The following is a 19802-nucleotide window of genomic DNA, read 5'->3' on the forward strand; positions in this document are numbered from 1 at the left end:
TTGGCCGCCGGGTCGGCGGCGGGGTTCAGGCGTCGGCGGCGGTCGCCGCCTCGCGCTTGGTGACGGGTTTGGCCGCCTTGGCCGCCGTCGCGGCCGCGGTGGCCGGCTTCACGGTGGAGGCGCCGGAGGCCGCGGTCGCGGGCTTGCGGGCCGGGCTGCGGCGGGCGGGCACGGCCTCGGCTGCCGCCACGGCCGCGGGAGCGACCACACGGGGGATCAGCCGCTCGAGCTGGGTGACGTGCGACGGGTTGAGCTCTTCGAGCGAGTTGACGCCGAGCAGCCGCATCGTGCGCGACACCTGGTCGCCGAGGATCTGGATCATGCGGTCGACGCCCTCGCGCCCGCCCGCCATGAGGCCGTAGAGGTAGGCGCGGCCGACGAGTGTGAAGCGTGCCCCGAGCGCGACCGACGCCACGATGTCGGCACCCGACATGATGCCCGTGTCGAGGTGGATCTCCATCTCCGAGCCCAGTTCGCGGGCGACATCCGGAAGCAGGTGGAAGGGGATGGGCGCGCGGTCGAGCTGGCGCCCGCCGTGGTTCGAGAGGGTGATGCCGTCGACGCCGAGGTCGGCGAGCTTGCGGGCGTCGGCGATGTTCTGCACGCCCTTCACCACGACCTTGCCGGGCCACTGCGCCTTGATCCACTCGAGGTCTTCGAACGTGACGGTGGGGTCGAACATCGAGTCGAGCAGCTCGCCCACGGTGCCCGACCAGCGGTCGAGCGAGGCGAAGGCGAGGGGCTCGGTGGTGAGGAAGTTGATCCACCACTCCGGCCGCGGAATCGCGTTGATGACGGTGCCGGCGGTGAGCTGCGGCGGGATCGAGAAGCCGTTGCGCTTGTCGCGCAGGCGGGCACCGGCGACCGGCACGTCGACCGTCACGAGCAGGGTGTCGAAGCCGGCGGCGGCGGCACGCTCGACCAGGGCCATCGACCGGGGCCGGTCTTTCCACATGTAGAGCTGGAACCAGTTGCGGCCGTCGGGGTTCGCCGCCTTGACGTCTTCGATGGCCGTGGTGCCCATGGTCGACAGCGAGAACGGGATGCCGGCCGCCCCCGCCGCGCCCGCACCGGCGATCTCGCCCTCGGTCTGCATCATGCGGGTGAACCCGGTGGGTGCGATGCCGAAGGGCAGCGCGACCGGGGCGCCGAGAACGTCCCAGCCGGTGTTCACGGTCGACACGTCGCGCAGGATCGACGGGTTGAACTGGATGTCCTCGAACGCCTGGCGGGCCCGGGTCAGGCTGATCTCGGCCTCGGCGGCTCCCTCGGTGTAGTCGAAGGCGGCCTTCGGGGTGCGGCGCTGGGCGATGTCGCGCAGGTCGTAGATGGTGAGCGCCGAGTCGAGCCGCCGCTTCTTGGCGTTGAGCTCGGGGGCCTTGAACCGCATGAGCGGGGCGAGGTCTTTGATCTTGGGGATGCGGCGCTGAACCATGGTGTTCCTTCGCGTTGGTCGTGATCGGTCGGGGTGCTGGTGGTGGGGTCTGGCGTGGAGGCGGGGCGGGTGGTCGGGGTGGGGTGGTCGCGGTCGGTGGAGTGTCGGGTCAGTCGGGCGGCGCCGCCGACGGCGCGATGGGCGCGAACGCCGCGATCGTCTCGGCGTGGTAGCGGTCGATGTGCTCGTGGATGCGCGTGCGGGCGAGGTCGGCATCGCGCGCCTCGATCGCCGCCACGATGGCGCGGTGCTCGGCGCGCAGCCGGTCGGCCATGGCCGCCCACGACGGCAGCGACTCCGCGCCGACGCGCACGTAGTGCTCGACCGAGTCGCGCAGGCCGCCCATCACCGAGGCGATCACCTCATTGCCCGAGGCCACCGCTAGAGCGAGATGGAACGCCTGGTCGAGGGTGAGGAACTCGTCGCGGCTGAGGGCGGCGGCATCCGGGGCGCGATCCAGGGCGGCATCCGAGCCGGCGGCAGGGGGCGCGTCCATGGCGTCGAGCAACTCGATCGCGGCCGAGAGGTCGGGCGAGGCGCTCGTGGCGAGCTCGGCCACCACGGCCGACTCGAGCACCTGTCGGGTCTTCACGACGTCGGTCACGGCGAAGCCGTGCGCGGCCACCTGCAGTCGCACGAGCACGGCCATTCCGCCCGAGGGCCGGGCCACGATGATGGCGCCCGACTGCGGCCCCGAGCCCGACTGGGTGCGGATGAGCCCGAGCACCTCGAGCGCCCGCAACGCCTCACGCACCGACGACCGGCCGACGCCCAGCTCGGCCGCGAGAGCGCGCTCGCCGGGCAGGTGATCGCCGGGGCGCAGCACGCCGCTTACCAGATCGGCCTCGATGCGGCGCAGCACCACTTCCCAGGCGCGACCGCTGTCGACGGGCGCGGCGAGGGTGGCGACGGATGCTTCGCTCACTCGTGTCCTCCTCGACGCCTGCGGCCCGACCTCGGCCAGACCCTGTGGCCCGACCCTGGGATCAGACCCCGCGGCCCGAACCTGTGGTCAGACCATGTGGTCCGACCACAGTAGCAGATCGGCGGGGAGGCCCGCCGGTCAGCTGCGGCGCCGGCGCAGCGAGTCGTTGAGCGCCGCGGTCAGCTCCGCGTCGATCGGCAGGTCGCGCCCGTCGAGGCGGTGGATGGGCGCGGCGAGCCGCTGGCTGTTGGTCAGCCACAGCTGCTCGGCGTCGGCGAGCTCGTCGGCCCGCACGTCGCGGTATTCGGTGCTGAACCCCCGCGACTCGAAGAAGGCGAACGCGCCGAGCTGAGCGGTGCCGAGCAGCACGCCGTGTTCGGGCGACGGCGTCACGATGTGGTCGCCGTAGCGCAGCACGAGCGTCGAGGTTGGCCCCTCGAGCGCATAGCCGTCGCTGGTGGTGAACACCACGTCGTCGGCTCCCCGGCGGGCGGCCTCGCGCAGCACCGCGCGGTTCACACCGTAGGACAAGGTCTTCGCCCCCTGCAGCAGCCACGGCGCGGTCTGTGCCACGTCGAGGGCGTAGCCGCGGGTGAGCGTGACCACGGCGATGCCGGTCGTGCGCTCCTTGGTCCAGTCGGGGTTGGCGTCGAGGAAGGCGTAGCCGGTGGGGTTCCAGGAGCGGCTCTCGATGCCGCGGGTGTAGACGTATTTGCAGTAGGCGTCGTCGACGTCGCCGAGGTGCTCGATGCCGAGCTCGACGGCCGCGCGGTAGGCCTCGAGGTCGGGCTCGGGCAGTTCGAGGATGCGCGCCGACCGGGCGAACCGCTGCAGGTGGTCGTCGACCCCGTGCACGGCCCCGCGCACGATGCCGACCGTCTCGAAGATGCCGTCGCCGCGCGTGATGCCGAGGTTCATGGCGTCGACGACGGGCTCATCGAACGGATGCACCCGCAGCAGCGGCTCGTCGCCGGGCGGCGACTCGAGGCTTGGCCGCGCGATCGTGATGACCACCGGCGTGACCGGTGCGGGAGAAGTGGATGCGGGTGAGCTCACGAGCGGGCCTTCCGGGGCGATGACACGGCGAATGCGGGGGCGGGGGGAGCGGTGGAGGCGCGCGCCACGAGCTGCGACCCCACCCGGTAGGTGCGGGTGAGCCGGCGCAGGCGCTCGGGTGTGACGCCCTCGCTCACGATGGCGCGGATCTGGCTGAGCAGCAGGTCGACCGAGAGCTCGGCGAGCTGGGTCGCCCCGTTGTCGATCACGGTGACCGCCGGATGCCACATCTGCAGCAGTGGCATGTCTTCGAAGCACACCAGCGAGAGCTGGTCGGGAATGCGCATGCCGTGCTGCATGAGCACGGGCAGGATGCCGAACACCGCTTCGTGGTTCGCGGCGAACAGCGCCGTCATGCCGGTCGACCGGGCGAGCAGCTCGGTGGCCGCGAGGGCGCCGAAGTCCTGCGTGAACGGGCCGCGCAGCACGAGGCTCTCGTCGTAGGGGATGCCGTGGCGGGCGAGGGCGTCTTCGTAGCCCGAGTGCCGCGCACGGCCGGAGTCGGCGCTCTCGATGCCGCCGATGTAGCCGATGCGCCGGTGGCCGAGGCTCGCCAGGTGCTCGGTGGCCTCGTAGGCGCCGTCGCGGTCGGCCGCGAGCACGGTGGGGGCGAGGGAGTCGTGCGACGACCGGATGACGTTCACCACGGCCATGCCCCGGTGCAGGAAGTCGTTCGTGGTGGCGGCGCTCTGGCCGCTGCCGATGATGATCACCCCGTCGACCCCGTGGTCGGCCAGGGTGAGCAGCAGGCTCTCCTCGGTGCGGGGGTCGGCATCCGTCGTCGACAGGATGAGCTGGTAGCCCTCGCTGCGCAGCCTCCGCTGGATGACGTCGGCGATGGTGTGGAACGACTGGTTCACCAGGTTGTTGAGCACGAGACCGATGAGGTGGGAGCGCTTCGACCGCAGGGCGCTCGCCGCCCGATTGGGGCGGTAGCCCAGGTCGCTGGCCGCTTGATCGACGACGGCGCGGGTGCCCTCCGAGATGAGGGGAGAGCCGCTGAGCGCCCGGGAGGCCGTGCTCAGCGACACGTTCGCACGCTCGGCGACGGTGCGCAGGGTGACCGACATGCGGCTCCTCTCGAGGGGGGTGTGTCGTCGATCCTACGGCGCGACAAACCCATGCAAACGGTTGCACGACGGGTTGCACAAAAGCCTCGCCGGCCAACCCCGCATTGACCAGGGGTTTTGCGGGCGCGGTGAGTTTGCGCCCGGGTTTCGGCCTTGTTTCGCTGCGTAAAAAGACGGTTTCCGGCTCGCGAACGCGGCACGCAATGCGCAAACTGATGCAACCGGTAGCACCGCGCCGGCAGAAACGACGAGGAACCACATGAATCGCCACGATGTCGACTGGGCCGGATACTGGCCCGCCGCTTCGACCCCGTATGCCGCCGACGGCTCGGTCGACGAGCTCGCGCTCACCGCACTGATGGAGCTCTACGTGAGCCAGGGCGTGCACGGCGTGCTCGTGAACGGCTCCACCGGCGAGTGGTTCAGTCAGTCGCCCGACGAGCGCCGCCGCGTGGCCGAGGTCACCGTGGCGGCCGTCGCCGGCCGCACCCCGGTCGTGGTGGGCGTCACCGCCACCACCGCCGCCGAGGCATCCGATCTCGCCCGTCACGCCGAGCGGGCCGGGGCCGACGGGGTGCTCGCGACCGTTCCTCCTTACGTGCACCCCTCGCCCGCCGAGTCGCTGGCCTTCTACGCCGAGGTGAGCTCGGCCACCGCGCTGCCGTTCATGGTCTACAACTGGCCGCGCGGCGTGTCGGTCGACCTCGCGCAGACCCCCGGCCTCATGCAGGCGCTCGCCGACCTGCCGCAGGTGGCCGCCATCAAGGACTCCACCGGCGATTGGAACGCCATGGTCGCCACCACCCAGGCCGTGGCCGATCAGGTGCGCGTGTTCGGGTCGTTCAGCCACCGCAAGGGCCTCGCCATCATGGCCGGTCTCGGCGGCGACGGCGCGATCGACGGCGGCGGCGTCGGCGCGCCCTACGGCGTGCCGTTCTACGAGGCCGCCCAGGCCGGCGACCTCGACCTCGCCCGCTTCTGGGTCGACAAGTACCAGGCCATCAGCGGCCGCCTGGTCGCCCCCGACTACAGCGGCGTCTTCGCCTCCCCCATCGCCCAGCTCAAGGTGGCCATGCACCTGCTCGACCAGCCGGCCGGCCGCCTGCGGGCGCCCCTGATCGAGCTCACCGACCCGGCCGCCATCGCCGCGATCGCCGCGATCCTGCGCGAGGCCGAGCTGCCCGTGAGCGCCGACCGCGAGGCATCCGTCATCGCCGAGCGGGGCTCCTGGTGAACGGAACCGCCGATGTCGTCGTGATCGGCGGCGGTGTGCTCGGGGCCGCCACGGCCTTCGAGCTCGCCGGCCGCGGACTCTCGACGGTGCTGCTCGAGCGCACCCTGCCCGGCCGGCAGGGCTCGGGCACCACGGCGGGCAACCTGCACATCCAGGCCATCCACTCCCGCCGTCCCGGGCAGGCCGTCGCCGTCGACAACGCGCGGCTCGTTCCGCTGCAGCGTGCCACGAGTGACCGCTGGAACACCGTGGCCGAGCGGCTCGGCCGCGACGTGCAGATCGTGCGCTCGGGCGGCTTCACCGTGGCCGAGACCGACGACGACCTGGCCGAGCTCCACCGCAAGGCGGTCTGGGAGCACGAGGCCGGCATCCCCACCGAGGTGCTCGACGGCGACGCGGCCCGCGCGGCCATGCCCCAGCTCGGCGACTCGGTGCTCGGAGCGACCTGGTGCCCGTGGGACGGCTACGCCAACTCGCTGCTCGCCACCCCCGGCTTCGTGGCCGGCGCGAAGGCGAAGGGCGCCCGCGTCTACACGAACTCGCCCGTCACCGCGCTCGCGCCGAGCGGCGCCGGCTGGCGGGTCGAGAGCACCGTCGGCACCTTCTCGGCCGGCGCGGTCGTGAATGCGGCCGGGCCCTGGATCCAGAGCGTCGCCGCCCTCGCCGGAGCTCGGCTGCGGATGGCGCCGCTCGCGATCCAGATGCTCGAGACCGTGCGGGCGCCGCGGTTCCTGCCGCACCTCGTGCAGCACATCGGCATCGGCCTGTCGGTCAAGCAGGTGCTCTCGGGCAGCGTCGTGATCGGCGGCGGCTGGCCGGCGGGCGACCTCCACCTGGGTGGCACGACCCCCGTGCTCGACGCCTCGGTGGCCGGCAACCTCGCCGACGCCGTGCGGGTGGTTCCGGATGTCGCGACGCTGAAGCTCGCGCGGGCCTGGACCGGCCCGCTCGCCGCCACCCCCGACGAGATGCCCGTCATCGGCGAGGTTCCGGGGCTGCCCGGCCTCTTCGTCGAAGGCGGCACCTACTCCTTCACCTTCGCCCCGCTGTGGGCCGAGACCATGGCCGATCTGATCCAGGGAACGACTCCGGCGCACGACGTCGCCGATCTCGGCCCGGCCCGACTGCTCGCTGCGGCGAGCGAGGAAGTGACCGTCTGATGCGCAACACCAACCTCCCCGACCCGACGCCCGGCATGGCCGGCAGCGACGCGCCGCTCTGGCTCGTGAACGGGCACGTGGTCGACGTGATCGGCACCACCGTGCGCCGCGACGTCAACGTCGAGATCGCCGACGGGGTCATCCGCACCATCACCGCCGACGCGGCTCCGGATGGCGCGGCCACCGTCGACCTCGGCGGCCGCTACCTCGCCCCGGGCCTCATCTCGGTGCACACGCACCTCACGATCGTCTACCCGTTCGACGAGACCGACATCCACGAGACCTCGGCCCAGAGCGTGCTGCGCGGCGCGAGCCGCGCCCGCGACGCCCTGCACGCCGGGGTCACGACCGTGCGCACGCTCGACGAGCAGAACCAGGCCGACATCGAGATCCGCAAAGGCGTGGCCGCCGGATGGCTCGAAGCCCCGCGCATCTTCGCCTCGGGCCGCGCCATCGGCATCACGGGCGGCCACGGCAAGGGCATGGCCTGTGTCTACGCCGACGGGCACGACGGATTCCTCAAGGCCGCGCGCAGCGAGCTCGAGGCCGGCGCCGACCACATCAAGGTGTTCATCACCGGCGGCATCGCCCACGCCGACGAGTCGTTCAACGGCGCCCAGATGACCACCGACGAGATGCGCGCCGTGGTGCGGGCCACCAAGGAGCAGGACACCTACGTCGTGGCCCACGCCGGTGGCGGCGAGGCGATCCGCGAGGCCATCTCGGTCGGCATCAACGCCTTCGAGCACGGCTACGACCTCGACGACGAGACCGTCGACATGATGGCGGCGCACCGCTCCTACCTCACGCCGACGCTGTCGGTGACGTCGAGCCCGGTGTGGATGCGCGACCACGGCTTCACCGAGTGGCAGATCGCCCTGGCCCAGAAGGTGCATCCGAAGCACCTGGCGAGCATCCAGCGCGCCTTCTCGCGGGCCATCACCACGGCCGACCAGCTCGACGACGACGGCATCCGCATCGTCGCCGGCACCGACTACCTGCCGGGCGAGCCCCACGACGGAACCTCGTGCGCCGTGAAGGAGATGGAGTACCTCGAGCAGGCGGGCCTGCCCGTCGGCGCCGCCCTGCGCGCCGGAACCTGGGAGGCCGCGCGCCTCCTGCGGGCCGAAGACCGCATCGGCTCGGTCGCCGAAGGCCTCGCGGCCGACCTGATCGTGCTCGACGACGACCCCACCTCGACCGTGTCGGCCCTGCGCACGATCGGCACCGTCATTCAGGAAGGGCGCATCGTGCGCACCGACCTCAGCATTCCCGCACCCCGCACCACCACCGGAGGACACCTGTGAACGCCCCCCGACTCAAGGTGGCCGTCGACATCGGCGGCACCTTCGTCGACGCCATCTCCTACGACACCGTGAACGGCGAGATCTCGGTCTACAAGGTCTCGACCACACCCGAGGAGCCCGCCCGCGGTGTGCTCGGCGGCATCGAGGGCCTGCTCGACTCGGTCGGCTCCGACATCGCCGACATCGAGTCGTTCGCCCACGGCACGACGCTCGGCCTCAACGCCATCCTGCAGCGCAACGGCGCCACGGTCGGCATCATCACCAACGAGGGCTTCAGCGACCTGCTCGAGATCGCTCGCGCCGCCATCCCGTCGTCGCAGATGTACAACTTCAGCTACCAGCGCCCCGCGCCGCTCGTTCCGCGCCGGCACCGCCTCGGCGTGCCCGGCCGGCTCGACGCCCAGGGCGACGAGGTCACCCCCCTCGACGAGGCGGCGGTGGTCGAGGCCGGCCGCGTGCTGGTCGAGGAGCACGGACTCACCTCGATCGCCGTCTGCTTTCTGCACTCCTACGCCGATCCGTCGCACGAACGCCGGGCCGGCGAGCTGCTGCGCGAGGCGTTCCCCGGCGTCGCCGTCTCGATCTCGAGCGACCTCACCCGCGAGTACCGCGAATACGAGCGCACCAGCACGGTGACCCTCGACGCCTACATCCGCCCGGTGCTGAACGACTACATCGGCTCCCTCGAGGGCAAGCTCGCCGACGGCGGTCTCACGACGCCGCTGCACATCATGCGCTCGGGCGGTGGCGCCATGAGCGCGGCCGTGGCCAAGCAGGCTCCCCTGATGACCGTGCTCTCGGGCCCGGCCGGCGGCGTGGTGGGCACCACCTTCCTCGCCCGCGAACTGGGCGTGGCGAACATGCTCTCGTTCGACGTGGGCGGCACGAGCGTCGACTCCTGCGTCGTCGTCGACGGCCAGCCGAGCGAGGTGCACGAGGCCGAGATCGACGGGCTGCCGCTGCTTCTGCCGATCTTCGACATCCGCACCATCGGTGCCGGCGGCGGCTCGATCGCCTGGATGGACGAAGGCCTGCTCAAGGTGGGCCCGCGAAGCGCCGGCGCCGTGCCCGGGCCGGTGGCCTACCAGAACGGCGGCACCGAGCCGACGGTCACCGACGCGGCCTTCGCACTCGGCTTCCTCGACCCGGCCGCGTTCCTCGGCGGGCAGATGGCCGTGTCGGCCGACGCCGCGCGCGCCGCCATCGCCGTGAAGGTGGCCGAGTCGCTGGGTCTCGACGAGACCACGGCGGCGGCCAGCATCCTGCGCATCCTGGTGGCCCGAACCGTGGGTGCCCTGCGCGAGATCACGATCGAGCGCGGGCTCGACCCGCGCGAGTTCACCCTGCTCGCGTTCGGTGGCGCCGGCCCGTTGCTGGCACCGATGCTCTCGCGCGAGATGGGCATCAAGACCACGCTGGTGCCTCGCGTGCCCGCCGCGTTCTCGGCCTTCGGCATGCTGATGAGCGACCTCGAGTTCGAGTTCGCCGCCACCGCGCTGAAGCCGCTCGACGACGACGTGCTCGACGGCCTCGAAGACCAGTTCGTCGAGCTCGAGGCGCGAGCCGTCGCGGTGCTCGACCAGCAGGAGGTGGCCGAAGACGCCCGCGACTACGTGCGCACCCTCGACGTGCGCTACCGCGGCCAGGAGCACTCGCTGCCGGTGGAGTTCCGTTCGGGCGACACCGCCGCCGACGTGCTCGCCGCCTTCAACGACCTGCACGCGGTGCGCCACGGCCACGCCATGGACGAGCCCGGTCAGATCCTCAGCCTGCGGCTGAAAGCGGTGGGCGTGCAGCCGAAGCCGCCGCTCGTGCGCATCGACGCGGTTCCGGATGCCGGCTCCGCTCCGGTCGCCATCGGCACCCGCCGCGCGTTCGACATGGCCACCGACGACTGGGCGGAGTTCCGCGTGTTCGACCGGGCCGGCCTGCTCGCCGGCCACCGCATCCCCGGCCCCGCGATCGTCGAGGAGGGCACGTCGACCACCGTGTTCTTCGGCGACCAGGTGCTCGTCGTCGACGACTACGGGCACCTCGCCATCACGCAGACCGCCGCCACCCCCACCACGACCGTCCCCTCCGGAGGCGCCCTGTGAGCACCAGCCCGAACCCCACCGCCACGGCCCCCACCGCGACGGCTCCGGCTCCCACCGCCACCGCCCCCGAGCGGCTCGACGGCGCGACCGTCGAGGTCATCCGCAACTACGTCGTCTCGGCGGCCGAGCAGATGCGCCGCACCCTCGTGCGCAGCGCTTTCAACCCGGTGATCTACGACGTGCTCGACTTCGGCATCTCGATCTTCAACGCCGACCAGGAGCTGATGGCCGAGGCCAGCGGCATCACCCACTTCCTCGGCGCCAACGACCGCGCCATCGTGGAGGGCACGAGATACATCGGCCTCGAGAACATGGGCCCGGGTGACGTGTTCATCCTCAACTACCCCTACTGGAGCGGCGCCCACGCCTACGACGCGATGCTCTTCGCGCCCGTGTTCGTCGACGGCCGCGACACCCCCGCCGCGTTCCTCGCGGTGCGGGCGCACTGGATGGATCTCGGCGCGAAGTCGCCGGGCTACGTGCTCGACTCCACCGACATGCACCAGGAGGGCCTCATCTTCCCGGGCACCCGCATCGTCAAGGGCGGCGAGATCGTGCGCGACATCACCGAGCTCATCCGCTTCAACTCCCGTCTGCCCGAGCTGACGCTCGGCGACTTCCACGCCCAGCTCGCCGCTCTGCGCGTCGGCGAGCGCAGCCTGCACCAGATCTGGCAGAAGTTCGGCATCGAGAACGTCGAGCAGGCCATCCGCCAGGTGATCGAGCACGGCGAGGCCGTGGCCCGCAAGGCCGTCGCCGCGCTGCCCGACGGCAGCTGGACGGCGACCGACTACATCGACGACGACAACATCACCGACGACATCATCGAGATCACCATCCGGGTGACCATCGAGGGCGACTCCATCACCGCCGACTACACCGGCTCGTCGCCGGCCGTGCCCGGACCGGTCAACCTGCCGATCGGGTCGACCGAGGGCATCGTGAAGGCCAGCTTCAAGAGCCTCACCACCGCCGACGAGCCCTCGAACGCCGGCCACTTCCGGCCGCTCACGATCATCGCCGAGGAGGGCAGCATCTTCAACGCGGTCTACCCCTCGGCCACCTTCACCCAGTGGAGTGCGATCGTGGCCGTCGAGCTCATGCACAAGGCGCTGGCCCAGGTGATCGACGCCATCCCGGCATCCGGAGGCGGCGACGAGCCCGGCTTCATGGCGCTCGGCCACGACTCCCGCACCGACGCCGACTACGTGGTGAGCAACAACGAGGGCATCGGATGGGGTGCCACCAAAGACCACGACGGCGGCAACGCCCAGCAGCACGCCTCGCAGACCACGGTGCGCAACACCCCCATCGAGATCCTCGAGCACAAGGCGGCGCTGCTGCACGAGCGGCTCGAGCTCATTCAGGACTCCGCGGGAGCGGGCCGCTACCGCGGCGGCGTCGGCGTGCTGCGCGAGGTGCGCTACACGGAGCCCGGCGAGGTGCTCTCGATGAAGAAGAAGACCAAGACGAAGCCCTGGGCTCTCGCGGGCGGGCACGAGCCCGAGCCGAGCGAGATGGTCATCTGGCCGGGCACCGACCGCGCCAAGCGCGTCGGCATGTACCGCGCCAGCATGGCCGCCGGCGAGCGCTTCGTGAACAGGACGGCCGGTGGCGGGGGTCATGGAGACCCCCTCGACCGAGACCCCCGAGCTGTCGTCGAGGACGTCATCGACGGCTACGTGAGCGCTGAATCCGCTCGCGACACCTACGGCGTCGACATCCACCCCGACGGAACGTGGACAGAGACCACCGACCGCACCGACCGCACCACCCGATCCCACTCACAGGAATAGGTAATCGACATGCTCTCACAGAACGCCCCGGGCCTGACCCGGAGACGAGCGCGCCTCGTCGTCACCGGAGTCGCGCTGATGGGTGTCACCGCACTCCTCGCCGGCTGTGCCGGTGGCGGCGGCGACACCTCCGCCCGCGCCTCCACCCTCGTGATCGCCGAGAACGAGCCGGCGGCCAGCTTCGACCCCATCCAGGCGAACAACTCGACCGTCGAAGAGGTCGTCATCCCCGCCTACGACACCCTCATCGACTACAACGCCGACGCCGAGCTCGTTCCCGAGCTCGCGACGGAGTGGACCGTCGACGACTCGGGCACGGTCATCGACCTCACCCTGCGCGACGACGTCACCTTCCACGACGGCGCCAAGCTCACCGCCGCCGACGTGGTCTACACGCTCGACCGCATCAAGAGCCTGAACATCGGAGTGGCCTCGCTGCTCACCTCGTACGCGTCATCCGAAGCCGTCGACGACACGCACGTCAAGATCACGCTCAGCCAGCCGGATGCCCCGTTCCTGGCTGGCCTCAGCCGCGTCTACATCCTCAACTCGGCCCTGGTCGAGAAGAACGCCGGAGACGACGACGGCCAGTCGTGGCTCGCGACCAACGACGCGGGCTCCGGCCCCTACGAGGTCACCGGCTACACCCCGAACCAGTCGGCGACGTTCGACCAGTACGCCGACTACTGGGGCGGCTTCGACGGCCAGGCCGAGTCGATCGAGTTCCGCTACCTGACCGAGGCGTCGACCCAGGCCGCCGCCCTCAAGTCGGGTGACATCGACATCGCCATGGACATCGCTCCGGCCGACCGGGCCGGATTCGACACCGACGGCTTCGCGACCGACTCCTCGCCGACCAACGTGGTGCTCTACACCTTCTTCAACATGCTCGACCCCACCACGTCGAACCCGGCGCTGCGCGAGGCCATCTCGTACGCCTACGACTACGACCAGCACGTCGACACCATCCTGCAGGGTGAGGGCAGCACGGTGAACGGACCGCTGCCCGCCGGCATGCAGTGCTCCACGACCGACGACATCGGCCAGCCGACCTTCGACCTCGATCGCGCCAAGCAGATCGTCGACGAGAACGGCCTCGCCGGAACCACGGTGACCATGACCTACCTCGAGGCCACGGCCGAGATGGAGCAGGCCGCGGCGCTGCTGCAGTCGAACCTCGCCGAGATCGGCATCACGCTCGAACTGCAGGCGGTCACCTACCCGCAGTTCGCCGAGCTGAACTCGTCGGCCGACACCCGCTCGCAGCTCGAGATGATCTACGCCTTCCCGCCCTACCCCGACGCGAGCGCCGTGATGTACCAGCTCTACGACTCGACCTTCATCGACGGCGGCCAGAACTGGGCCGCCTACTCGAACCCCGAGGTCGACACCCTCGTCGAGACGGCCCGCACCGAGACCGACCAGGCCGCCGCCTGCGACATGTACCAGCAGGCGCAGAAGCTGGTGGTCGCCGACGACGTGAGCCTCAACATGGCGAACTCGAACACCGTCGCCATCATGAACGACCGGGTGCAGGGCTTCACCTACCAGCCCTCGCACCACCAGACCGTCGACGTCTACGCGATCACCCTCGCCGACTGACACACCCCGGTGCGGTGCGGGCTCCGGCCCGCACCGCACCACCCGCTTTTTCCGCACCACCGAACAGGAAGGACGAGCCCATGATCCGCTACCTCGCGCAGCGCCTGGCGCTCGCCGTCGTCGTGCTCGCCGGATTGCTCGTCATGGCGTTCGTCATGGTGCAGATCCTGCCCGGCGACCCCGCCCGAGCCGCCGCCGGACGCAACGCCACCGCCGAGCAGGTCGAGGCGGCCCGCGTGGCCCTCGGTCTCGACGAGCCGGTCATCCAGCAGTTCTGGCGCTTCATCGGCCGGGTCTTCCAGGGCGATCTCGGCACCTCGGTCTTCACGCACCAGCCGGTGCTGCAGGACATCGCGGCCGTGCTGCCGTCGAGCCTCGAGCTCGTGGCCGCGGCCATGATCATCAACATCGTCGTCGCCGTTCCGCTCGGCGTGTTCGCCGCCTATCGGCGCGGACGGGCGGCGGATGTCGCGGCCCGCCTGCTGGCCCTGCTCGGGGCCGCGCTGCCGGTGTTCTGGCTCGGCCTGCTGCTGCAGCTGTTCTTCGCCGGCACCCTCAAGTGGCTGCCGCTGTACGGCCAGATCGGCTTCGGCATGGACGTGCCGACCATCACCGGCGCCACCACGATCGACGCCCTGCTGAGCGGCGATCCCGCCGCCTTCGGCTCGTCGCTGGTCTACCTCATCCTTCCGGCCATCACCCTGTCGGCCTCGTTCATCGCGGTCATCGCCCGCACCGTGCGGTCGAGCATGATCACCGCGCTCGACTCCGACTACGTCGCCCTCGCCCGCGCCACCGGTGCGAGCGAGTTCCGCGTGGTCGTGCGGCACGGTCTGCGCAACGCCCTCATCCCGATGTCGACCATCCTCGGCATGCAGTTGGGCTGGATGCTCGGCACCACGGTGCTGGTGGAATCGACCTTCAACCGCACCGGCATCGGCGCCTACATGGTGACCGCCGTGCTGCAGACCGACATCTACCCCGTGATCGGATCGATCATCGTCATCGGCATCGTGTTCATCGTCACCAACTTCGTGGTCGACCTGCTGCAGCTGTGGATCAATCCTCGACTGCGCGACTCGGCCTGGGTGCGCCGGCGCCCCGCGGCCGGCATCCCGGTGGCCGCCCAGGCCGGGCTCACGCCCGCCGGCAGCGTGGGAGGAGTTCGATGACCGCCCTGCTCCCGGCGCGGCTGCGCCCCTCCTCCTCCCCGCGCCGCGCTCCCCGCCGTCGTCGTCGCGGAGTGCCCGTCGCCGAGCGCATCGCCCTCGTCGTGGTGGTGCTCATCATCGTGATCGCGATCATCGGCCCGTGGATCGCGCCCTACGACCCCTACCGCGTCGACCTCGCCCAGGCGCTCCAGCCGCCGAGCGCCGCACACTGGTTCGGCACCGACGTGAACGGCCGCGACGTGCTGAGCCGCGTGCTCGTGGGCGCGCAGGTCACCCTCTCGGCCACCGGCATCGTGCTGCTCATCACCCTGGTGATCGGCGTGATCGTGGGCACCGTCGCCGCCCTCGGCGGCCGGGTCGTCGACGAGGTGCTGATGCGCATCACCGACATCGGTCTGGCGCTGCCGTCGATCATCCTGGCCCTCGGCTTCGCGGTAGCCCTCGGCCCCGGCCTGCAGTCGGCCGTGGTCGCGATCGCGGCCACCTGGTGGCCCGGCTACGCGCGGCTGGTGCGCAGCATCGTGCGCGAGACGCGCCACGCCGAGTTCGTCGAGTCGGCCGTCGCCCTGGGCGTCAGCCGCTGGCGGCTCGTGACCAAGCACATCCTGCCGAACTCGCTCGACCCCATGTACGTGCAGGTCACGCTCGACGTGGCCGCCGTGATGCTCGTGATCAGCGGCCTGTCGTTCGTGGGCGTCGGCGCGCAGGTGCCGTCGGCCGAGTGGGGTGCGATGATCGCCTCGGCGGCCGACAACGTGCTGAACGGATGGTGGGCCCTCGTGTTCCCCGGTCTCGCCATCGCCATCACGGCCATCGCTTTCAACCTCTCGGGCGACTGGCTGCGCGTGCGGCAGGACCCGACCCTGCGGGACGGAGGCGCACGATGACCGCGTTGCTCGAGATCTCGGGCCTGCGGGTGAGCTACCCGGGCGTCGACGAACCCGTCGAGGTGGTGCACGGCGTCGACCTCGTCGTGCCGCAGGGGCGCAAGGTCGCCCTGGTGGGCGAGTCGGGCTCGGGCAAGTCGGTGACCGCGCGTTCGGTGCTGCAGCTCGACCCCGACGCGACCATCGCCGGCAGCATCCGGCTGGGCGGGCAGGAACTCGTCGGCGCCGCCCCCAAGATCGTGCGCGGCATCCGGGGGTCGGGTGCCGGGCTGGTGTTCCAAGATCCGCTCACCTCGCTCAACCCCGTGATGCGCATCGGCTGGCAGATCATGCAGCCGCTCGTCATCCGGGGCGTGTCGAAGAAGGAGGCACGGGAGCGCGGCATCGCGCTGCTCGACCGGCTGGGCGTGGTGAACGCCGCGGCGCGGTTCGACGATTACCCGCACCAGTTCTCGGGCGGCATGCGCCAGCGCGTGGTGATCGCCATCGCCATCATCGCCGAACCCGCGCTGCTGATCGCCGACGAGCCCACCACGGCGCTCGACGTGCAGGTGCAGGCCCAGGTGCTCGAGCTGCTGCACGAGGTGGCCGACGAGCGCGGTATGGGCGTGCTGCTCATCACCCACGACCTGGCCATCGTGGCCGGGTTCGCCGACGACGTGGTGGTGATGCGGCACGGCGAGGTGGTCGAGAGCGCGCCCGTCGACGAGCTGTTCGCGGCGCCGAAGCATCCCTACACGCGGGGGCTGCTCGGGGCGATCCCGCGGCTGGACAGCGACCCGTCGGTGCGGCTGACGTCGGTGGCCGATTACGTCGACACGTTCGAGACCGTCGACGACGAACCCGCTGCCCCGGCGGCCGAGAACGGAGCCGCGCGATGAGCCTGCTCGCCGTGACCGAGGTCACCAAACGCTTTGCGGGCCAGCACGCGCCGGCCGTCGACTCCGTGTCGTTCACCCTCGAACGCGGCTCGGCTCTCGGGCTGGTCGGGGAGTCGGGCTCGGGCAAGTCGACCACCGCGCGACTGGTCGCCGGACTGATCAAACCGGATGCCGGCTCCGTCGTGCTCGACGGCACCGAGCTGGTCGGTGCGCCACGCGCGACGCTCCAGGCGGCCCGGCGCGAGTTGCAGTTCGTCTTTCAGGACCCGTTCTCGTCGCTCAACCCGCGCATGCGCGTGAGCGAGCTCGTGGGCGAGGGCCTGCTCGTGCACGGCATCGAGCGCGATGCCGCGAAGCGGCGCGACCGGGTGGTCGAGACCCTCGAGTCGGTGGGGCTCGACTCGTCGCACCTCGACCGCTACCCCCGATCGTTCTCGGGGGGCCAGCGGCAGCGCATCGCCATCGCGCGGGCCATCGCCGTGCGGCCGCGAGTGCTGATCTGCGACGAGCCGGTGTCGTCGCTCGACGTCTCGGTGCAGGCCCAGGTGCTGAACCTGCTCGGAGACCTGCGCGAGAAGCTCGACCTCGCCCTGCTGTTCATCGCCCACGACCTGGCCGTGGTGCGCTACCTCTGCGATCGCGTCGCCGTGATGAACGGCGGCCGCATCGTCGAGATCGGCTCGCGCGACCAGGTCTACGAGCACCCGCAGGATGCCTACACCCGCGCGTTGCTCGACGCCGTGCCCGTGCCCGATCCGGCGCGGGAGCGCGCGAGGCGCTCCGCGCTCGCCGCCTCCCGATCCGTCACCGCCCCAGGAGTGAACTCATGAGCCAGAACCCCGCGCTGCCCGACACCGCCGAGGCGGCATCCGGAACCGCCGCACCGACCGCATCGACCTCACCGCCCGCGCCGACCGCCCCGATCGACCTCGTCGTGCGCGGCGGCACGGTGGTCGAGGCCACGTGGCAGGGCCCGGCCGACCTGTTCGTGGCGGGCGGCGTGGTGCAGGCGGTCGTCGCTCCCGGCACCGCCGTGCCCGCGGGCGGTGAGGGGGCGCGCGTGATCGACGCCACCGGCCTGCTGGTGATGCCCGGCGGGGTCGACCCGCACTGCCACGTCGGCTTCACCTCGGGCGAGTTCACCTCGCTCGACGACTACCGCGAGTGCACCACGGCCGCGGTGTTCGGCGGCACGACGACCATCGTCGACTTCGCCATCCCGCGCCCCGGCCAGGCTCCGCTCGCCGTCGCCCACGCGCAGCGGGCGAAGGCCGATCAGGGTCTGTGCGACAGCGCGCTGCACGCCTCGGTGGTCGACTGGGACGACACCGTTCCCGACCAGCTGCGGCAGCTCGTGGGCGAAGGCATCGTGACCGTCAAGATGTTCACCACCTACCGCGGCGAGTCGATGGCCGACGCCGACACCATCCTGCGCACGATGCAGGTGCTGAACGACGAGGGCGGCATGGTGGTGATCCACTGCGAGTCGAACCCCATCATCGAAGAAGACCAGCGCAAGGCCAGCGAGCGGGGCGAGATCGACGCCGGTCACATGCACACCACGCGCAGCCACCTCGCCGAGACCGCGGCGGTGGCCGAGGTGCTCTCGATCGCCGAGACCCTCGGCGCCCCGGTCTACTTCGTGCACCAGTCGACCCCCGAGGCCATCGACCTCGTGGCCGACGCCCGCCGTCGCGGACTCTCGGCCTACACCGAATCGGTGGCGCACCACCTCGTGCTCGACGACAGCCACTACCTCGGCGAGCACCCGGAGCGTTTCGTCTGCTGTCCGCCGCTGCGCGACCGGGCCACCGTCGAGGCGCTCGGCGGCTACCTGTTCAACGGCGAGATCACCACCATCGGCAGCGACCACTGCTGCTACGACACCGCGCAGAAACTCGAGCACCCCGACGACGTGCGCATCATGCCCAACGGGCTGCCGGGCGTCGAGACCCGCCTGCCGGTGATCTTCAGCGAGTACGTGTCGAAGAAGGGCCTGTCGCCGAGCCGCTTCGTCGAGGTCGCCGCCACCAACCCGGCGCGCGTCAACGGCATCTATCCTCAGAAGGGCACGCTGCTGCCCGGCTCCGACGCCGACATCGTGCTGTGGGATGCCGCCGCGGCATGGACCGTCACCACCGAGGGGTTGCACATGGCCACCGACTACACGCCCTACGAGGGGCTCGACGTCGTGGGCCGCCCGGTCACCGTGATCGTGCGCGGCGCCGTCGTGGTGGAGAACGGCGAGCTGGTCGACGCCACCCCCCGAGGCCGGCACGTGCCGGCGCACGCGGTCGACCTCACCGCCGTCTGATGCTGCGCTTCGTCGACGCCCTCGAGACGGCCGGCGCCTGCTCGGTGCTCGAGGCGGCCGACGCGCTCGAGACCGCCCTGCGCGACGGCCTCGACCCCGAGAACCAGGTGGCGCGAACGTCGGTGCCGGTCGGCGACGAGCCGCACGGGCGAGGCGGCGAGCTGCTGCTCATGCCCGCCACGACGACCGACTACTCGGCGGTCAAGGTGCTGTCGATCGGCGGCGAGCCGCGGGTGCAGGGGGTGTGCGTGGTGTTCGACACCCGCACTCTCGAACCGCTGGCCGTGCTCGACGGCGCCGCCCTCACCCTCGTGCGCACGCCCGCCGTCTCGCTCGTCGCCATCCGGCGGCTGGTGCGGCGTGCGCCGGAGCGGGCGTTGATCATGGGCACGGGCCCGCAGGGGGCCGCGCACGCGGAGGCCATCCGGCAGCAGTACGGCGGGGTCGAGATCGTGCAGGTCGGCCGAAGCGCCTCCGCGGCATCCGTCGCCGCCGAGGTCGCTCGGGCCGACCTGATCTGCTGCTCCACCACGGCGGCCGAGCCGCTCTTCGACGGCGCTGCTGTGCGCGACGACGCGGTGGTCGTGGCCGTGGGTTCGCACCGGCCGAACGAGCGGGAGCTCGACGGCGCGCTCGTCAGCCGCGCGCAGATCGTGGTGGAGTCGCGCGCTTCGGCGCTGCAGGAGGCCGGCGATCTCATTCTGGCCGGTGTGGCCCCGCAGAGCCTCCGCAACCTCGCCGAGCTCGTGCGCGACGGCATCCCCTCGAGTAATCGGCCGCGCGTGTTCACGTCGACGGGCATGAGCTGGCAGGACACCGTGGTCGCGGGCGCGATCGTGCGGCGGGTGCTCGCGACCTAGCGTGCGG

Annotated in this window: 16 protein-coding genes; 12 read left to right on the forward strand and 4 right to left on the reverse strand. The window is 71.2% G+C overall.

Features of this window, described 5'->3' with window-relative positions:
- Positions 1 to 25: 25 nt before the first annotated feature.
- The 4 genes from N1032_RS18880 to N1032_RS18895 all read right to left on the reverse strand — a co-directional run bounded on the left by N1032_RS18880 (position 26) and on the right by N1032_RS18895 (position 4486).
- Positions 26 to 1435 carry an alpha-hydroxy acid oxidase gene (locus N1032_RS18880; RefSeq protein WP_259540966.1) on the reverse strand — a complete coding sequence of 470 codons (1410 nt, stop codon included), beginning with the start codon at positions 1433 to 1435 and terminating at the stop codon, positions 26 to 28.
- A 109-nt stretch (positions 1436 to 1544) separates the two neighbouring features.
- Positions 1545 to 2360 carry a FadR/GntR family transcriptional regulator gene (locus N1032_RS18885; RefSeq protein ID WP_310795971.1) on the reverse strand — a complete coding sequence of 272 codons (816 nt, stop codon included), beginning with the start codon at positions 2358 to 2360 and terminating at the stop codon, positions 1545 to 1547.
- A gap of 138 nt (positions 2361 to 2498) precedes the next feature.
- The gene (locus tag N1032_RS18890) at positions 2499 to 3416 is read right to left on the reverse strand and encodes an aminodeoxychorismate lyase (protein ID WP_259540968.1); all 918 of its coding nucleotides are present in this window, start codon (positions 3414 to 3416) and stop codon (positions 2499 to 2501) included.
- The gene (locus N1032_RS18895) at positions 3413 to 4486 is read right to left on the reverse strand and encodes a LacI family DNA-binding transcriptional regulator (protein ID WP_259540970.1); all 1074 of its coding nucleotides are present in this window, start codon (positions 4484 to 4486) and stop codon (positions 3413 to 3415) included. Before N1032_RS18895 ends, N1032_RS18890 begins: the two co-directional genes overlap by 4 nt.
- Positions 4487 to 4745: 259 nt before the next feature.
- Here N1032_RS18895 and N1032_RS18900 point away from each other — a divergent pair, with 259 nt between their 5' ends.
- The 12 genes from N1032_RS18900 (at position 4746) to N1032_RS18955 (ending at position 19795) form a co-directional block, all read left to right on the forward strand.
- Positions 4746 to 5720: a dihydrodipicolinate synthase family protein gene (locus N1032_RS18900; RefSeq protein ID WP_259540972.1), complete on the forward strand. Its 975-nt coding sequence runs from the start codon at positions 4746 to 4748 to the stop codon at positions 5718 to 5720.
- Positions 5717 to 6880, forward strand: a complete 1164-nt coding sequence (locus tag N1032_RS18905) for an NAD(P)/FAD-dependent oxidoreductase (RefSeq protein WP_259540975.1) — start codon at positions 5717 to 5719, stop codon at positions 6878 to 6880. The genes N1032_RS18900 and N1032_RS18905 overlap by 4 nt, the downstream gene beginning before the upstream one ends.
- Positions 6880 to 8187 carry an amidohydrolase family protein gene (locus N1032_RS18910; protein ID WP_259540977.1) on the forward strand — a complete coding sequence of 436 codons (1308 nt, stop codon included), beginning with the start codon at positions 6880 to 6882 and terminating at the stop codon, positions 8185 to 8187. Before N1032_RS18905 ends, N1032_RS18910 begins: the two co-directional genes overlap by 1 nt.
- On the forward strand, positions 8184 to 10283 hold the full coding sequence (locus tag N1032_RS18915) for a hydantoinase/oxoprolinase family protein (protein ID WP_259540985.1): 2100 nt from the start codon (positions 8184 to 8186) through the stop codon (positions 10281 to 10283). The genes N1032_RS18910 and N1032_RS18915 overlap by 4 nt, the downstream gene beginning before the upstream one ends.
- Positions 10280 to 12079 (forward strand): hydantoinase B/oxoprolinase family protein, encoded by a 1800-nt coding sequence (locus tag N1032_RS18920; RefSeq protein ID WP_259540987.1) that lies wholly within the window; start codon positions 10280 to 10282, stop codon positions 12077 to 12079. Before N1032_RS18915 ends, N1032_RS18920 begins: the two co-directional genes overlap by 4 nt.
- A 9-nt stretch (positions 12080 to 12088) precedes the next feature.
- A complete protein-coding gene (locus N1032_RS18925; RefSeq protein ID WP_259540989.1) occupies positions 12089 to 13681 on the forward strand; it encodes an ABC transporter substrate-binding protein in 1593 nt (530 codons plus the stop codon).
- An 80-nt stretch (positions 13682 to 13761) separates the two neighbouring features.
- Positions 13762 to 14853: an ABC transporter permease gene (locus N1032_RS18930; RefSeq protein WP_259540991.1), complete on the forward strand. Its 1092-nt coding sequence runs from the start codon at positions 13762 to 13764 to the stop codon at positions 14851 to 14853.
- Positions 14850 to 15740, forward strand: coding sequence for an ABC transporter permease (locus tag N1032_RS18935; protein WP_259540993.1), 891 nt, complete (start codon positions 14850 to 14852; stop codon positions 15738 to 15740). The genes N1032_RS18930 and N1032_RS18935 overlap by 4 nt, the downstream gene beginning before the upstream one ends.
- Positions 15737 to 16621: an ABC transporter ATP-binding protein gene (locus N1032_RS18940; RefSeq protein ID WP_259540995.1), complete on the forward strand. Its 885-nt coding sequence runs from the start codon at positions 15737 to 15739 to the stop codon at positions 16619 to 16621. Before N1032_RS18935 ends, N1032_RS18940 begins: the two co-directional genes overlap by 4 nt.
- Positions 16618 to 17451 carry an ATP-binding cassette domain-containing protein gene (locus N1032_RS18945; RefSeq protein ID WP_259541004.1) on the forward strand — a complete coding sequence of 278 codons (834 nt, stop codon included), beginning with the start codon at positions 16618 to 16620 and terminating at the stop codon, positions 17449 to 17451. Before N1032_RS18940 ends, N1032_RS18945 begins: the two co-directional genes overlap by 4 nt.
- Positions 17448 to 18935 carry a dihydropyrimidinase gene (gene hydA, locus N1032_RS18950; RefSeq protein ID WP_259541012.1) on the forward strand — a complete coding sequence of 496 codons (1488 nt, stop codon included), beginning with the start codon at positions 17448 to 17450 and terminating at the stop codon, positions 18933 to 18935. The genes N1032_RS18945 and hydA overlap by 4 nt, the downstream gene beginning before the upstream one ends.
- Entirely contained in the window at positions 18935 to 19795 is an 861-nt protein-coding gene (locus N1032_RS18955; RefSeq protein WP_259541020.1) for an ornithine cyclodeaminase family protein, read from the forward strand. The genes hydA and N1032_RS18955 overlap by 1 nt, the downstream gene beginning before the upstream one ends.
- The last annotated feature ends 7 nt before the right edge of the window (positions 19796 to 19802 follow it).

The sequence above is a fragment of the Herbiconiux daphne genome (assembly GCF_024979295.1).
Lineage (GTDB): Bacteria > Actinomycetota > Actinomycetes > Actinomycetales > Microbacteriaceae > Herbiconiux > Herbiconiux daphnes.

What these genes read in the sequence shown, in the direction of transcription:
- N1032_RS18880 (WP_259540966.1), bottom strand. Translation starts at nt 1,435, where the DNA reads ATGGTTCAGCGCCGCATCCCCAAGATCAAAGACCTCGCCCCGCTCATG.
- N1032_RS18895 (WP_259540970.1), bottom strand. Translation starts at nt 4,486, where the DNA reads ATGTCGGTCACCCTGCGCACCGTCGCCGAGCGTGCGAACGTGTCGCTG.
- N1032_RS18900 (WP_259540972.1), top strand. Translation starts at nt 4,746, where the DNA reads ATGAATCGCCACGATGTCGACTGGGCCGGATACTGGCCCGCCGCTTCG.
- N1032_RS18910 (WP_259540977.1), top strand. Translation starts at nt 6,880, where the DNA reads ATGCGCAACACCAACCTCCCCGACCCGACGCCCGGCATGGCCGGCAGC.
- N1032_RS18925 (WP_259540989.1), top strand. Translation starts at nt 12,089, where the DNA reads ATGCTCTCACAGAACGCCCCGGGCCTGACCCGGAGACGAGCGCGCCTC.
- N1032_RS18930 (WP_259540991.1), top strand. Translation starts at nt 13,762, where the DNA reads ATGATCCGCTACCTCGCGCAGCGCCTGGCGCTCGCCGTCGTCGTGCTC.
- N1032_RS18935 (WP_259540993.1), top strand. Translation starts at nt 14,850, where the DNA reads ATGACCGCCCTGCTCCCGGCGCGGCTGCGCCCCTCCTCCTCCCCGCGC.
- N1032_RS18940 (WP_259540995.1), top strand. Translation starts at nt 15,737, where the DNA reads ATGACCGCGTTGCTCGAGATCTCGGGCCTGCGGGTGAGCTACCCGGGC.
- N1032_RS18945 (WP_259541004.1), top strand. Translation starts at nt 16,618, where the DNA reads ATGAGCCTGCTCGCCGTGACCGAGGTCACCAAACGCTTTGCGGGCCAG.
- hydA (WP_259541012.1), top strand. Translation starts at nt 17,448, where the DNA reads ATGAGCCAGAACCCCGCGCTGCCCGACACCGCCGAGGCGGCATCCGGA.
- N1032_RS18955 (WP_259541020.1), top strand. Translation starts at nt 18,935, where the DNA reads ATGCTGCGCTTCGTCGACGCCCTCGAGACGGCCGGCGCCTGCTCGGTG.